General features: G+C 60.3%; 13 protein-coding genes. 2 read left to right on the plus strand and 11 right to left on the minus strand.

The window, feature by feature from the left end:
• Nucleotides 1-135 precede the first annotated feature (135 nt).
• On the minus strand, nt 136-900 hold the full coding sequence (locus ACTJKV_RS04435) for an IclR family transcriptional regulator (RefSeq protein WP_062424983.1): 765 nt from the start codon (nt 898-900) through the stop codon (nt 136-138).
• A 113-nt stretch (nt 901-1,013) separates the two neighbouring features.
• On the opposite strand from ACTJKV_RS04435, the gene ACTJKV_RS04440 reads away from it, so the two are divergent.
• Nucleotides 1,014-1,745, plus strand: a complete 732-nt coding sequence (locus ACTJKV_RS04440; protein WP_062439287.1) for an SDR family oxidoreductase — start codon at nt 1,014-1,016, stop codon at nt 1,743-1,745.
• A gap of 188 nt (nt 1,746-1,933) precedes the next feature.
• Here the strand turns inward: ACTJKV_RS04440 and ACTJKV_RS04445 are convergent, their stop codons facing one another.
• The 5 genes from ACTJKV_RS04445 to ACTJKV_RS04465 all read right to left on the minus strand — a co-directional run bounded on the left by ACTJKV_RS04445 (nt 1,934) and on the right by ACTJKV_RS04465 (nt 5,815).
• On the minus strand, nt 1,934-2,107 hold the full coding sequence (locus tag ACTJKV_RS04445) for a DUF1328 domain-containing protein (protein WP_082447294.1): 174 nt from the start codon (nt 2,105-2,107) through the stop codon (nt 1,934-1,936).
• A 201-nt stretch (nt 2,108-2,308) separates the two neighbouring features.
• The gene (locus tag ACTJKV_RS04450) at nt 2,309-3,157 is read right to left on the minus strand and encodes a metal ABC transporter permease (protein ID WP_274102965.1); all 849 of its coding nucleotides are present in this window, start codon (nt 3,155-3,157) and stop codon (nt 2,309-2,311) included.
• Nucleotides 3,154-4,014 carry a metal ABC transporter permease gene (locus ACTJKV_RS04455; protein WP_274102967.1) on the minus strand — a complete coding sequence of 287 codons (861 nt, stop codon included), beginning with the start codon at nt 4,012-4,014 and terminating at the stop codon, nt 3,154-3,156. Before ACTJKV_RS04455 ends, ACTJKV_RS04450 begins: the two co-directional genes overlap by 4 nt.
• On the minus strand, nt 4,011-4,922 hold the full coding sequence (locus ACTJKV_RS04460; protein ID WP_440598599.1) for a manganese/iron ABC transporter ATP-binding protein: 912 nt from the start codon (nt 4,920-4,922) through the stop codon (nt 4,011-4,013). Before ACTJKV_RS04460 ends, ACTJKV_RS04455 begins: the two co-directional genes overlap by 4 nt.
• Before the next feature lie 2 nt (nt 4,923-4,924).
• Nucleotides 4,925-5,815, minus strand: coding sequence for a metal ABC transporter substrate-binding protein (locus ACTJKV_RS04465; protein WP_274102969.1), 891 nt, complete (start codon nt 5,813-5,815; stop codon nt 4,925-4,927).
• 577 nt (nt 5,816-6,392) lie between these two features.
• Here ACTJKV_RS04465 and ACTJKV_RS04470 point away from each other — a divergent pair.
• Nucleotides 6,393-7,490, plus strand: coding sequence for a hypothetical protein (locus ACTJKV_RS04470; RefSeq protein WP_440598489.1), 1,098 nt, complete (start codon nt 6,393-6,395; stop codon nt 7,488-7,490).
• Between the two features lie 239 nt (nt 7,491-7,729).
• Here ACTJKV_RS04470 and lysS read toward each other — a convergent pair whose 3' ends face one another.
• The 5 genes from lysS to ACTJKV_RS04495 form a co-directional block, all read right to left on the minus strand.
• On the minus strand, nt 7,730-9,232 hold the full coding sequence (gene lysS / locus ACTJKV_RS04475; RefSeq protein WP_062424978.1) for a lysine--tRNA ligase: 1,503 nt from the start codon (nt 9,230-9,232) through the stop codon (nt 7,730-7,732).
• 263 nt (nt 9,233-9,495) lie between these two features.
• Complete coding sequence (gltX, locus tag ACTJKV_RS04480) at nt 9,496-10,953, minus strand: glutamate--tRNA ligase (RefSeq protein WP_153311618.1); 1,458 nt, start codon at nt 10,951-10,953, stop codon at nt 9,496-9,498.
• A gap of 216 nt (nt 10,954-11,169) precedes the next feature.
• Entirely contained in the window at nt 11,170-12,942 is a 1,773-nt protein-coding gene (locus tag ACTJKV_RS04485) for an SLC13 family permease (protein ID WP_111850502.1), read from the minus strand.
• Between the two features lie 280 nt (nt 12,943-13,222).
• A complete protein-coding gene (locus ACTJKV_RS04490; RefSeq protein WP_062424975.1) occupies nt 13,223-13,975 on the minus strand; it encodes a TerC family protein in 753 nt (250 codons plus the stop codon).
• Between the two features lie 158 nt (nt 13,976-14,133).
• Nucleotides 14,134-14,805 carry a TetR/AcrR family transcriptional regulator gene (locus ACTJKV_RS04495; RefSeq protein ID WP_062439304.1) on the minus strand — a complete coding sequence of 224 codons (672 nt, stop codon included), beginning with the start codon at nt 14,803-14,805 and terminating at the stop codon, nt 14,134-14,136.
• Between the last annotated feature and the right edge of the window lie 85 nt (nt 14,806-14,890).

Here is a 14,890-nt window from a genome sequence, read left to right on the forward strand (position 1 = left end):
GCGAGCATGTTCTCGATCTCATCTCGCGTGCCGATCAGGTGCTCTATAGGCAAAGATGTACTGTCGCGTGCGAGTGGTTGCCGTGCGTCAAGACGATGTGAGTCCAGCCTTCACGTAACGGATAGTTCAGGCGCCTTACTGACCGGCCACGACTTCTGAGATCGCCTTAGCCGTCTCGCGGATCAGCTCCAGACAGTCATCTTCTTTTGGCGCCGCTTCGTTGAGCGAGCCGATGAAGGGACAGGTGACGACGGCAAGCGCCGTGCCGTCGAGGGTCAGGATCGGGGCGGAAATGTTGCGCACGCCTGCGGTCTGCAGGCTGTTCATGCTCTCATAGCCCTGGGCCTTCACCTGTTGCAGCCGTTCGCGCAGGTTTGCAGGCAGTTCTTTTTCCTCACCGCGCAGTTGTTCGGCAATCATCAACTCTCGCTGTGTCTCGTTCTGAAAGGCCAGAAGAACGTGGCCGGAGCCGGTATTGAACAGGCTCATCTGCGCGCCGACGCGAATGGAGAGCGCCCAATAGGTGGAAGAGTCCTGCTGCGCGATGACGACGACCGAGCCACGATCATAGACCGCCAGATGACAGGCCTGCTGCGCTTTCGCCGAGAAATCCCGCATCATCGGGGCGGCGAAGGAGACGAGGCGTCTCACGGGCTGGTGGAAGTGGGCGAGCCCGAACATTTTCAAAGTGAGGGTAAAGCGGTCGCCATCCTGCCGCTGCACATAGCCGCGGCGGACCAGCCGATCCAGCATGCGATAGAACTCGTTGGGGCTCTTGCCGAGCGCCTTGGCGATCTCCACCTGGGTCAGCCCGCCATCGGTGCGCGCCAGAAGCTCGAGAATATCCAGCCCCTTGTCCAGCGCCGGTGCGCGGTATCTGTCGCTATCGTCTTCCGTCATCGGGCCTCTATTGATTGCAAGCTGGCTTGACGGTCTGTGAATACACCGTTTACATATGAATTGTCGATGCATATTTGAGACATTGCGCCCGAAGGCGCCGGAGGAGAGCCATCATGGGCCAGGATTTTTCAGGACAGACCGTTGTCATTACCGCAGCGGCGCAGGGGATTGGCCGGGCAACGGCGGAACGCTTCATCGCGCTTGGTGCGCGCGTTATCGCCACAGACATCAATGAAGCTGCTCTCGCAACCCTTGAAAATGCCGAGACCCGCGTTCTCAACGTTCTCGATGGCGCTGCCGTTCAGGCCTTTGCCGCCGAGATCGGCTCTGCGGATGTGCTCTTCAACTGCGCAGGCTTCGTGCATGCCGGCACCATCCTCGACTGCGAGGAAAAGGACTGGGATTTCTCCTTCGATCTCAACGCCAAGGCCATGTACCGCACCTGCCGCGCCTTTTTGCCCGGCATGTTGGAAAAGGGCAAGGGCGCCATCGTCAACATGTCGTCAGTGGCCTCCAGCGTCAAAGGCGTGCCGAACCGGTTTGCCTATACGGCCTCGAAGGCGGCTGTCATTGGCCTGACGAAGTCCATCGCATCGGATTTCGTTACCAAGGGTGTTCGCTGCAATGCCATCTGCCCCGGCACCGTTGATAGCCCATCGCTGCATGAGCGCCTGCGCGCGACCGGCGATTACGAAAAGGCGCTCAGCGACTTCATCGCGCGCCAGCCCATGGGGCGCATCGCCAAGCCGGAAGAGATTGCAGCGCTGGTGACCTATCTGGCGTCGGACGAGGCCGGGTTCACCACGGGTCAGATCCATGTGATCGACGGTGGCTGGACGGCCTGACAGGGCCGCTTTTCAGCCCGCGCTGCGGCAGCGCAGTCACGTCCCGTCATCCCGCGGGTGACGGCGGAGGGACTTAAGCTTCTGTCGTCGACGTGGTCCGTCGTCGTTGCCAAGCAGGTCATCGATATGACCAAACAAAAACGGCCGGGGAGGCCCGACCGTTTCTGCATTCCAAGCTTCTGTAATCCTTAGAGGATCGCCTGACCCGCCATCACTGCCAGCACCAGGAAGATGAGGAAGACGACCACGGCGATGAAGAACAGGATCCGGGCAATGCCGGAGGCCGCCGCCGAAATGCCTGTAAAGCCGAAAACGCCGGCGATGATCGAGATCACGAAAAATATTAGAGCCCACTTCAGCATGGTCGGTCCTCTTGCGTCAGATTTGAAACGGGCAAACGCTTAAGGTCCTGGACCCACTCGTTTGTCTCTCAGTGTTTGTTCAGCCAAGCCCTTGGCGCGCAATAATCTTCACGCGCGCGGGCATGCAGTAATGACGCAAAAGTGAGGGAAGAGGTTCCAGGGTACCGAAAATCTTTTTCGAGACCCGGCCCTTGCGATGGGTCACGCGGTCGCGGTGGCGGAGGTTTTCCTGGCTTTCATCGTCGTGCGGAGGAAGGCCAGGATGAAGATCCCGCTCATGATGAGCACGATGGTGGGCGCCGGTGCGCTGTCGATCAGGAAGCTCAGCCAGATGCCAAGGGTGGTAGAGAAGAGCGCCACGCAGACGGCGGCAATCAGCATGGCGGAGAAGCGCCGCGTAACAAGGAAGGCGATAGCGCCAGGTGCCACCAGCATGGCGACCGACAGGATGATGCCGATTGCCTGTAGCGCGCCGACGACGGTGAGCGACAGGACGGCAAGCAGGCCGTAATGCAGGATGCGGACCGGCAGGCCGATGGCCTTGGCGTGTTGCGGATCGAAGGCGTGCACCAGCAGATCCTTGCGCAGGATGGCGAGGAAGAGCGTGGCGGCAAGCGCAATCAGGCCGGTCTGGATGACATCGGCCATCGAAACGCCGAGCATATCGCCGAAGAGGATATGATCGAGATGCACGTCGCTCTGCACCTTTACGTAAAGCACCAGCCCCAGGCCGAACATGCCGGAAAAGACGATGCCAAGCACCGTGTCTTCCTTGATGCGGCTGTTTTCCTTCAGAAAACCGGTGCCGAGCGCGCAGATCATGCCAGCGATGAAGGCGCCGATGGAGAAGGGGATGTTGACGATATAGGCGATGACGACGCCGGGCAGCACCGCATGCGAGACCGCATCGCCCATCAGCGACCAGCCTTTCAACACCAGCAGACAGGAAAGCATGGCCATCGGCACGGCGATCATCAGCGTGATGATGAAGGCATATTGCATGAAGGGAAGCTGGAAGGGCAGGAGCGCCAGTTCGAGATATTCGCTCATGCGGGCTCCTCAAGGGCGGCGCGGGCCTTGGCGCGCGAGGCGAGATAGCCGTGTTTGGGCGCAAACAGGAAAGCGGTCAGGAAGATCAGCGTTTGTAGCACGACGATGATACCGCCGGTCGCGCCATCGAGGAAATAGCTCAGGTAAGCACCGAGGAAGCTCGTTGCGGCGCCGATGCCGAAGCTCGTGCCGATCAGCCGCTCGAAACGGTCCGTCAGCAGATAGGCGGTGGCGCCGGGCGTCACCACCATGGCGACGACCAGAAAGGCGCCGACGGTCTGCAGAGCTGCGACAGTGGAGGCGGCGAGCAGGGTGAAGAAGATGACCTTCAGCACGTCCGGCTTCAGACCGATGGTGCGGGCGTGGTTCTCATCGAAGAAGACGACCATGAAGTCCCGCCATTTCAGCGAGAGGACCAGCAAGCTGATGCCGCCGATCAGCGCCAGCTGGATGGTGTCTTCGGGGGTGATGGCGAGGATGTTGCCGAGAACGATGGTCTGAATGTTGATGGAGGTGGGCGAGAGCGACACCATGAAAAGGCCGAGACCAAAGAAGGAGGTGAAGATCAGGCCGATAATGGCGTCTTCCTTCAGCCTTGTCTTCTGGTTGAGAAACAGCATCGATGCCGCCGCAAGCCCGCCGGAGAAAAACGCGCCGAGTGCGAAAGGAAGACCCAGCATATAGGCGCCCGCGACGCCCGGCACGATGGCGTGGGAGAGGGCATCGCCGATCAGCGACCAGCCCTTCAGCATCAGATAGGCGGAGAGAAAGCCGCAGACGCCGCCGACCAGTGCGCTGACCCAGATGGCATTCAGCATGTAGGAGTAGGTGAAGGGCTCAAGCAGGGTGGAGATCATCGCTCCGTGTCCCCCACCTTCGCCGCATCGCCCCGCGTCTCATGGCCATTCTGGCCGTAGATGACGAAGGGGCGCTCGTCATCGGTGATCACTTTCAGATGCCGCGGGTCGGCATCGTCATGCAGGTCGGCGCCGCCCAGGATGAAGTGGCGAAGGCTTCCGCCAAAGGCCGCCTGAAGATTGGCTTCGGTGAAGGTGTCTTTCGTCTTGCCCGAGGCAAGCACCGTGCCCTTGACGAAGACGGCGCGGTCGCAGAAATCCGGCACGCTGCCGAGATTGTGGGTGGAGACCAGCATGATGCGGCCTTCGTCGCGCAGGGACTTTAAAAGCGCAATGATCTGCTCTTCGGTCGTCACGTCGACGCCGGTAAAGGGCTCGTCGAGCAGAATGACCTTGCCCTCCTGCGCCAGCGCGCGGGCGAGAAAGACGCGTTTCTTCTGCCCGCCGGAAAGCTCGCCGATCTGGCGCTTGCGGTAATCCAGCATGTTGACGCGTGCGAGCGCCTCTTCCACCATCAGGTGGTCGCGTTTGGTGGGAATGCGAAAGAAGTTCATGTGGCCGTAACGGCCCATCATCACCACATCCTCGACGAGAACGGGAAAGCTCCAATCCACCTCTTCGGCCTGCGGCACATAGGCGACGAGGTTCTTTTTCAGCGCGGTGGAAGCCGGCTCGCCGAAGATCGAGACGGTGCCGGCCGACAGCGGCACGAAGCCCATGATGGCCTTGAAGATGGTGGATTTGCCCGCACCATTGACGCCGACAAGGGCAGTGATAGTGCCTTTGGGGATCGAGAAGCTTGCGCGGCGCAATGCCGTGTGGCCGTTGCGATAGGTGACCGTCACATCATCGACGGTCAATCCATCCTGACCAGGCTTCGGCTTCGCAGCGCTTCTCGTTTTCCCCATCATCATTGGCTGAGACCCTTCACGATCGTGGCTGTTGTGGTGCGCAGAAGATCGAGATAGGTCGGCACGGGGCCGTTCGCCTCACTCAAAGAATCCACATAGAGAATGCCGCCATAGGCAGCGCCCGTTTCCTTCGCCACCTGCTTTGCTGGATCGGGCGACACGGTGCTTTCGCTGAAGATGACGTGGACATTGTTGGCGCGCATCGCGTCGATGACGCCGCGCACCTGCTGCGGTGTGCCCTGGCTATCGGCATTGACCGGCCAGAGGAACAGTTCCTTCAGGCCGAAATCGCGCGCCAGATAGGAGAAGGCCCCTTCGCTCGTCACCAGCCAGCGCTTGTTTTCCGGCAGTGCTGCGATGGCATCGCGCATCGGCTGGATTTCCTGTCGGATCTTGTCCGAATAGGCCTTGGCATTGGCGGCATAGACATCCGCGTGGTCGGGATCGATTTGCGTGAGCGCCTTGCGGATGTTCTCGACGTAGATCAGCGCATTGTCCGGCGACATCCAGGCATGCGGGTTGGGCTTGCCGCTATAGGCGCCGCCGCTGATCGAAATCGGCGTCACGCCATCACTGACAACGACATTCGGAACGCCGGAGAGATTGGCGAGAAACTTCTGAAACCAGAGTTCGAGGTTCAGCCCGTTCCACAAGACGAGGTTGGCATCGCGGGCTTTGAGAATATCGCGCGGGGTCGGCTGGTAGTTATGGATCTCGGCCCCGGGCTTGGTGATGCTCTCGACATCAGCGGCGTCGCCCGCAACGTTGCGGGCCATATCGGCAATGATTGTGAAGGTGGTGATCACCTTGGGCTTTTCCGCAGCAAAAGCGGAGAAGGGCAGGAAGGCTGCGGCGCAGAGAGCGATAAACGTCGAGCGGGTCAACTTCATGAGAACGATAAAACCTCTTTTGCGATTAATTCGCAATAGCAATGTGGGAGACATCGGAAAGATTGTCAATGCTATTGCAAATCATTCGCATTAAGAACGGCTGCAACTGGATATTGTTCCAAATTCTCCTGTGCAACGGTGTGCTGCGTGCCTGATTGCGCGCGCGGAGGCCTGCTGTCAGCGGCAAGCCCTTCCGGCGAAGTCTTTCTTTGTGCGATAGAGAGACACCGTCCGCCCATCAGTGAGGGATCGCCCGTTGCATGTCTTGCTTGGAAAAAGCGTCGGTAATCTTACAGCGTGTTTCGCCCGGTAGCCTGGGCAAGAGCGGGGTGATGAGCCTCGGCGATCCAGCCCAAAAAACGTCCGGAAACAAACGTTTTTCCTGCCTAATTAAGTCTTCTTCAATGAGAAGCCATCAAGATCAATGGCTGCACGGATGTGGTCTATCACCATCCGGCCTTTTCCACTCCGGTTGCGCAACGAGGCGCGACGGGAGACGAAGGCGTTAGACGAGGTTGTCTATGTCGGGACGTTTGACGTGAAAGCAGTGTTCAAAAGAATACGGTTTTCCCGCAAAGTGGTATTGATTGGCGGTGGCATCCTCCTTCTGGGTGGTGCCTCCGGCGTTGCTGCCATTGTCGTCGGCAGGGATCAGCTCTTCGGTAATTCGGAGGTCGTGCAGAACGGCCTGGAATGCAAGACGGCGCAGACAGTCAAGATCAAGAAGAACGGCTCGGTCTGGATCCGCAAATTCGTCCGCACGGAAGGTGGCGATGGCCCCGAGCGCATGAAGACGGCGCTGCGCGTGGCCAAGGCCATCTACGACAAGGACCATCCCGATCTCGTCCAGGTCTCGGTGCTGGATGCCAAGGGACCGCAGATGCGCGCCGACATGCGCGGCCGATCGATCGCGGCGCAGGCAATCTACATCGCCGATCCGAGCAAGCTGCCGGAAGGCGCTGCTTCTCAGAGTTATTCCGCCTATTACTATGATGGTGCTGCTGCCGATGACGGCCAGTTTTACGGATTGCGCATCGATCTTCCTGTCGAAGACGCCAAGGCGATGACCGCTTCGCTCACCGAATTTGCCGATTGCGTCGATCCGGTCGCGGCCACTGCCGGCGACGGACATGGCGCTCCGGCGGGTGGCCATGGCGCGCCTGCCGGTCACGGTGCCGAGGCTTCGGGCGGGCACGGCGAAAGCAAGGGATCGGATGGCCACGGCGCTGAAGGCGATGGACATGGCGGTGGCGACAAGCCCGCCGAAGGCGGCCACGATGCGCCTGCCAATGCCGATGGCGGTGGTCACGGTTCTGCCGAACCGCTTTTGACTTCGACGCCGGACAAGAGCGAAAGCATGTTCAGCTTCGGCTACATCAAGTCGCTGCTGTTCGGCAAGGGCGAGACGACGGCGGTTGCGGCCGAGCAGCCAGCGGCAGAAGGCCATGGTGAGCCGGCAGCGGCTGGCGACCATGGCAGCGCCCCGGCTTCAGACGGTGGGAATGAAGCGGCGGGTCACAGCGCCCCCGCCGTGGCGGAAGAGCCTGCCGCACAGGGCAGTGCAGTATCCGGCGCGGCGGCTGGTGGACACGATGCGCCTGCGGCCGAGGCGCCGGGACATGATGCTGCTGCTGGCAGCGACCACGCCGCAGAGGCTCCGAAGCCCGAGCACTGATTGGGTTGCTTTGTGCGAGATGAGCGGCTTAGTTACCGCCTCGTGCATGTGAGTATGTCGCCAGTTCTGCACCGTCGCGAGCAGGGGCATCGAAAGTTGCCACCGAAGGCATGAACCCTTCCACGTCCCTGTGCTGATCCTCGGATCAAGGACAGGTGAGGTAGGATGATAAGGCCGAACCAATAGCCGCTTATCTCGGACCGCCGCTCGTCGCGACGGTCCTTTGCAGTTCTTAAACCTCAGTCGGCCTTCTGGCGGCGGGCTGGGAAGAGGATGACGTCGCGGATGGATGGGGCGTTGGTGAGCAGCATGACCAGGCGGTCGACGCCGATGCCGAGGCCGCCAGCGGGGGGCATGCCCTGGTCGATGGCGTCGAGGAATTCGTCGTCCAGCTGCTTGTCCTTTTCGCCACGGGCATGGGCCTGTTCCAGCTGTTCCACCATGCGGCGGCGCTGTTCTTCGGGGTCGTTCAACTCGGAGAAGGCATTGCCCACTTCCCAGGCGTTGCAGTAGCTCTCGAAGCGCTCAACCAGACGCGGCTCGCCCGGCACTTCCTTGGCGAAGGGCGAGATGTCCTTGGGGAAATGGGTCACGTGGCTTGGCTGGATCAGCGTGCCTTCGACCTTTTCCTCGAAGATGAAGGCGAGGCATTCGCCCCAGGTCCAGTCCTTCTCGACTTCGAAGCCGGCGGCCTTGGCGGCAGCGCGGGCTTCCTCGTCGGTCTTGATCGCCAGGAAGTCGATGCCGGTTGCTTCCTTGACGGCATCGGGCATCGGCACGCGCTTGAACGGACCCTTGAAGGAAATTTTCTGGCCCTGGAAATCAAGCTCGGTGGTGCCGTGGATGGCAATGGCCAGTGTTTCGAACATGCGCTCCACGAGGCTCATAATGTCCTCATAGTCGGCATAGGCCCAGTAGCATTCCAGCATGGTGAATTCGGGATTGTGCCGTGTCGACACGCCCTCATTGCGGAAGTTGCGGTTGACCTCGAAGACCTTGTCAGAAAGGCCCGACACCAGCGTGCGCTTCAAGAACAGTTCCGGCGCGATGCGCAGATACATGTCCATCTTCAGCGTGTTGTGGAAGGTCTTGAACGGATCGGCGGTGGCGCCGCCATAGACCGTCTGCAGCATCGGGGTCTCGACTTCGAGGAAGCCTTCGGCCTCCATGAAGCGGCGGATGCCGGAAATGATCTTGGAGCGCTGCTGGAAGCGCAGCTTGGATTCCTCATTGGAGAGGATGTCGAGATGGCGCTTGCGATAGCGGATTTCGACGTCAGAAATACCGTTCCACTTCTCCGGCATCGGCAGAAGCGACTTGGTGAGCATGGTGATCTCTTCGGCATTGATCGTCAGCTCGCCGCGCTTGGTGCGGCGCACCTTGCCGGTAACGCCGATGATGTCGCCGATGTCGATCATCGGCAGCATCTCGCGGGCCGCTTCCGGCGTCGTATCCTTGTGGGAAAAGATCTGCACCTTGCCGGACGCATCATGGATATCCATGAACATGCCGGAATTGCGCGAGGAGTAGACGCGACCGGCAACCGTGACCGTATCGCCCGTTTCGACATCCGGCTCGATATCGGCATATTTTTCCGCAAGCTCGGCATTGGTCAGCGTGCGGTGGAAATGCGCCGGATAGACGTCGCCGATCTTGTCGCGCAAAAGCGCCAGCTTCTGGCGGCGCACTTCGGTGGCGTCGGAGGACAGGGCAGTCGTTTCGGTCGTCTTGGTGTCGGTCATGGTCTTGAAGCCTTTTTCGGGCGAGTTGTTCTTGTGTCTGTGGCGGCTAAGGCCGCGTTCTTCCGTATCGGTAGCGCTGAAAGGCTTAACCCCTCTCGGCGTCATCCTCGGGCTTGACCCGAGGATCTATGGCGTAGCGCTTGTCCACCCGTGGCCTTCGAGGCTTTGGCGTGGATCCTCGGGTCAAGCCCGAGGGTGACGGAGGGTGGGGTGGCGTTGCCGCCTACCCTGAGCCCCTCAGACCCGGCGCGACCTTATCGACCTTAGCCCGCAGCGCCAACCATCGTCGTGACGACGGTGATGGCGGCCTTCAGGCGCTGGCGCACGACGGAGCGGCCGAGCAGCGCCATGGAATCGAAGAGCGGCAGCGAGCGCGAGGAGCCGGACATGGCGACGAAAAGCGGCGGCGTGACGACGCGCAGCTTCTTGCCTGTGCGCTCGGCCACATCGCGCAGTTCCGCTTCGATGGCTTCGACGTTCCAGTCCGGCATCTTTTCCAGATCGGTAGCAACGGTCGTCAGGATCTCGAGGATCTCTTCCGGCTTGCTCTTCAGCCCGGCAAAGGAGGCCGGTGTCAGGCCCACGTCGCCAGAGAGAAGGAAGCCTGCGAGATTAGGCAGTTCGCCAAGCTTGGAGACACGGCTCTGGGAGAGCTTCAGGCCTTCGGTCAGGCGCTGGTTCTCCATCGCCCATTCCAGCGTGCGGGCAATGAATTCTTCCGGCGAAAGCTTTTCGCGCAGCCAGCGACCGTTCAGCCAGTCGAGCTTCTGAATGTCGAAGATCGCGCCGGCCTTGGAAAGCGCGTCCGGATCGAATTTCGCAGCCAGTTCGTCCATCGACAGCAGCTCTTCGCCTTCGGCGATCTGGATGAAGAACAGGCCAAGGAAGTTCATCAGCGCTTCCGGCAGATAGCCGAGCGCGGAATAGTAGGAGATCGAGGTCGGGTTCTTGCGCTTGGAAAGCTTCGACTTGTCGGCGTTGCGCATCAGGGAGAGATGCATGAACACCGGCTCCTGCCAGCCGAAATAGCGATAGAGCAGAATGTGCTTTGGCACCGATGCCAGCCACTCTTCGCCGCGCGCCACATGGGTGATCTTCATCAGATGGTCGTCGATGACGTTTGCCATGTGATAGGTCGGCATGCCGTCGGCCTTGATTAGCACCTGCATGTCGACCGATTCCCACGGGATCGAGACATCGCCATAGACGCCGTCATGGAAATCGCAGGAGCCTTCGGTCGGGATCTTCATGCGCACGACGGAAGGCTCGCCCGCAGCCATCTTGGCGGTGACTTCTTCCGCCTTCAGGTGAAGGCAAAGACCATCATAGCCCGGCGGCTTGCCGGCAGCGCGCTGTGCCTCGCGCATTTCTTCCAGGCGCTGCGGGGTGCAGAAACAGCGGAAGGCGTGGCCCTTGTCGAGCAGCTCCTCAGCGTAGGGCCAGTACATGTCCTTGCGCTCGGACTGGCGGTAGGGGCCGTAGGGGCCACCGACATCCGGGCCTTCCGACCAGGTCAGGCCGGTCCATTTCAGCGCTTCCAGAACCTTCTCTTCATATTCGCGCGTGGAGCGCGTGGCATCGGTATCTTCGATGCGCAGAATGAACTCGCCGCCGTGTTTCTTGGCGAAGAGATAGTTGAAGAGCGCGATATAGGCCGTGCCGACATGCGGCTCGCCGGTGGGGGAAGGGGCAATACGGACGCGGACGCCGGAAGTGGTCATTGAAATTCACTCGTCGTGACGTTGCAGCGACGCAAGGCTGAAATCAGCCTGTTGTCAGCGAAATTGACGTTGGATGCGGCAGGATTGGCAAAAACAGGCGTTGGATCAAGCGCCATTTCACACCATCCCATTGGGCATGGCTTAGGCCACATTCCGCCGCAGGCGTCAAGAAAAGACTGTTGTGCTGTCTTGCCGGTGGTGCCGGGGTCAGGCCCCTCAGGACACCGGCCAGACGTACAGCAGCATGGGAATGCTGACGATGACGATGATGAAGGAGAGCGGAAGGCCAAGGCGCGGATAATCGCTGAAACGGTAACCCCCCGGTCCCATGACAAGCGTGTTGCACTGGTGGCCGATGGGGGTGAGGAAGTCGCAACCGGCACCGATGGCGACGGCCATCAGGAAGGCTTCGGGTCGAAAGCCGAGCGTGGTGGCAAAGCCTGCTGCAATCGGCGCCATCACCAGAACGGTGGCGGCATTGTTCAGGAAGGGCGTCACCGCCATTGCGGTGAGCAGGATCATGCCAAGTGCGGCAAAGGGCGGAAGACCATGGGCGACGCTGCCAAGCCAGTGGGCAATCAACTCGCTGGCGCCTGTGGTTCTCAGGCTGTCGCTGACGGGAATGAGGGCGGCGAGCATGACCAGGATCGGGCCATCCACGGACTTGTAGACTTCCGTCAGCGGGATGGCGCCGACCACGATCATCAGGAAGGCAGCGGCGAAGAAGGCAACCGAGACCGGCACCAAGCCGCTGCCGGCGGCAATCATGGCGGCGGCGAGCACGATCAGCGGCATGAAGGCGCGGCGCTTGACGCCAAGCAGGATTTCGCGCTGGGCAAGCGGCAGCAGCGAAAACTCCTGCAGCATCAGCGGCACGTTCTTGCGGCTGCCCTGCAACAACAGCACGTCTCCCGCCTTCAGCGTCAGATCGCTCAGGCGTTCGCTGACACGCTGACCGCGCCGTGACACGGCAATCAGATTGACGCCGCGCGTATAGGAAAGCGCCAGTTCGCGTGCCGACATGCCGTTCAGGTGGGAATCGTTGCTGATGACGGCTTCCATGGAGATGAGATCGACGACCTTTTCGCCCTTGTCGGTGAGCGGCTTGCCCGAGAGTATGAGGTTTGCCTGCGACACCATCCGGTCGAGGCCTTCCGGGCTGCCTTCCAGCATCACGGTGTCGCCAGCCTTCAACGTCACATCGGGAAAGGGCGAGATGCGACGGGGGCCACGCAGAATGGTTCTGGCAATCACGTCCCCGTCGCCAAGACGCAGGAGTTCGCGCAGCGGCTTGTCGACGAGCACGCTGTCGGGCGAAAGTGTGGCTTCGGCGGTGTAGCTTGCCTGGTCGAGAATATCTTCCACAGAGGCCTGCTGCTTTGCCCGCACCGGCAGAAGACGATAGCCGACGGTGAGGAAGAGAATGCCGACGACCGTCAGCGCAAGGCCGACGGGGGTGAAATCGAACATGCTGAAGCTTTGGCCGGTCATCTCCTCGCGAAGGCGCGACACGACGATGTTGGGCGAGGTGCCGATCTGCGTCATCAAGCCGCCGAGAAGGGCGGAAAAGGCCATCGGCATCAGATAGAAAGAGACGGGGCTGCCGGACTTGCGGGCAAACTGGAAGGCGACCGGCATCATGATGGCGAGCGCGCCGATGTTCTTGATGAAGGCCGACATGATGGCAACGGTCACCATGAGAAAAGCCAGTTGCAGGCCCTTGGAGCGCATTTCCGGCAAATAGCGCTTGATGATGAAATCGACGATGCCGGAACGCGCCACAGCGGAACTGACGATCAGCGCGCTGCCGACGATGATGACGATATCGTCGGAGAAGCCAGAAAAGGCCTTGTCGAAGGGAACGACACCGACGGCAACAGCCACCAGAAGCGCGCTACAGGCCACCACGTCGTAGCGGAACCTGTCCCACATGAAGGCCACCATCATCCCGGCAATCACGGTGAAGGCCAGGATCTGCTCTGTGGTCATGCGGGGGTACTTTCAGGAGGGCATTGCCATTGGACAATGCGGGGATGACCCGGGAAGGGTGCATCAAGAACGCGGGCGCTGTGCCACTTGTTCCTGCCGGTTTTGCGGGTTTTGCGGGCGTGCGGTGAACGCGGCGCCGTGCATGCTGTATCCGGGCGTGCCCTTGGACAAGTCTTTGAGGTTGCTTGTCTCTCAGCCTTGAGGCGCGAGCGCCGTGTTCAGCCTTGAGTTTAAGCTGGAGCCCGCAGCGGGTGCGGGCTCCAGGGATGTCTTCACAGCATCAATGCAGGGTGCTGCTCTTCTTGCGCTTGGAATTGCGGGAGACGATGTTGAGCACTTCCACCAGCGCCGAAAACGCCATGGCGGCATAGACGTAGCCCTTCGGCACATGGAAGCCCATGCCTTCGGCAATCAGCGTCGTGCCGATCATCAGCAGGAAGGCGAGCGCCAGCATGACGACCGTCGGGTTGCGCTCGATGAAGTTGGCAAGCGGGGTTGCGGCGAGCAGCATGACGGTGACGGCAAAGACGACGGCAACGACCATGATCGGCACGTGAGGGGTCATGCCGACTGCGGTGATGATGCTGTCCACCGAGAAAACCAGGTCGAGAAGCAGGATCTGGACGATGGCAGACGAGAAGCTGGTGATGGCAACCTTGCCGCCAACCATGTCTTCCTTGTGATCGATCGGGTCCACGTTGTGGTGGATTTCCTTGGTGGCCTTCCAGACGAGGAAGAGACCGCCGACGATGAGAATGATGTCCTTCCAGGAGAAGGGCTGGCCGAAGACTTCGAAGACCGGCTCTGTGAGCTGCACGATCCAGGCGACGGTGCCGAGCAGTCCAAGACGCATGACGAGCGCCAGACCGATACCGATGCGCCGTGCCTTTTCCCGCTGGTTTTCCGGCAGCTTGTTGGTCAGGATCGAGATGAAGATCAGGTTGTCGATACCCAGCACCACCTCCATGACGATGAGGGTGACGAGCGCCACCCATGCGGTGGGATCTGACAAGAGAGGGACGATGGACTCCATCGGGCCGGACTTCCTTTCAACTGAAGGTTATTATTCGACGGTGATAACGCAGATAATGGGCAATCTATAACGAATAAGTTGCGACGCAAGCATGTCAAAAGCGCCGTCAGGAGAGGTTCCCGGCGGCGCTTTAGACTAACTCGGAAGGATGAATGGCTTCAGGCGGCTTTTGTTCCGTAAGCGGCCATGAAGACGCGGATGGCGCTGGAGATCACGCGCTCCAACTCTTCGTCGGGAACGGGGCCTTCGAGTTCACCAAACAGGCGATATTTAAAGAACGTGCCGGTGGAAAGTTCGATGAACTGGCGCGCGGCCAATTCCACATCGTCAACCTGGAGGCTGCCGTTTTCAATATGATGGCGGATGAACTCTTCCAGAACGATCCTGATATTGTTGGGCGCGGAACTGAAGAACCGTCGCGAAAGCTTGGGCATACGGTCGATGACGCCAAGCAGTGAGCGCATGGCAGGGATCATGTCAGTGCATACCAGACGGTTCGCAAAGGCCGTTCCAAACTGCCTCAGGCCATCGCGCACCTCTTCGGTCCCGGCCAGAATGTCGCGCATGGAGTCAGCAAATTCGCTGCGATGGCGGTCGATCAAAGCGGCGAACAACTCTTCCTTATTGGCGAAGTAAACGTAGATCGTCCCCTTGGAAACGCCAGCTTCCCGGGTAATATCGTTCATGCTGGCGGCGTCGAAGCCCTTTTGCTTGAACATGCGCCACGCGCCATCGAGGATCTGTTCACGCTTGGACGGGTCTTCACCCGCAGCAAAGCGCCCACCTGAAGCGGTGGTCGAACTTGCATCCTCGATTACCTTGTCTGTCATCGTCTTTCGTCCGATTGCGGTTAACCCCCGGTTCAACATATCGAACCGGGCGGTTCGATGCCACTTGATATGTGGTGTAAAAGCG

It is taken from the genome of Agrobacterium sp. 22117 (genome assembly GCF_052045735.1).
Lineage (GTDB): Bacteria > Pseudomonadota > Alphaproteobacteria > Rhizobiales > Rhizobiaceae > Agrobacterium > Agrobacterium cavarae.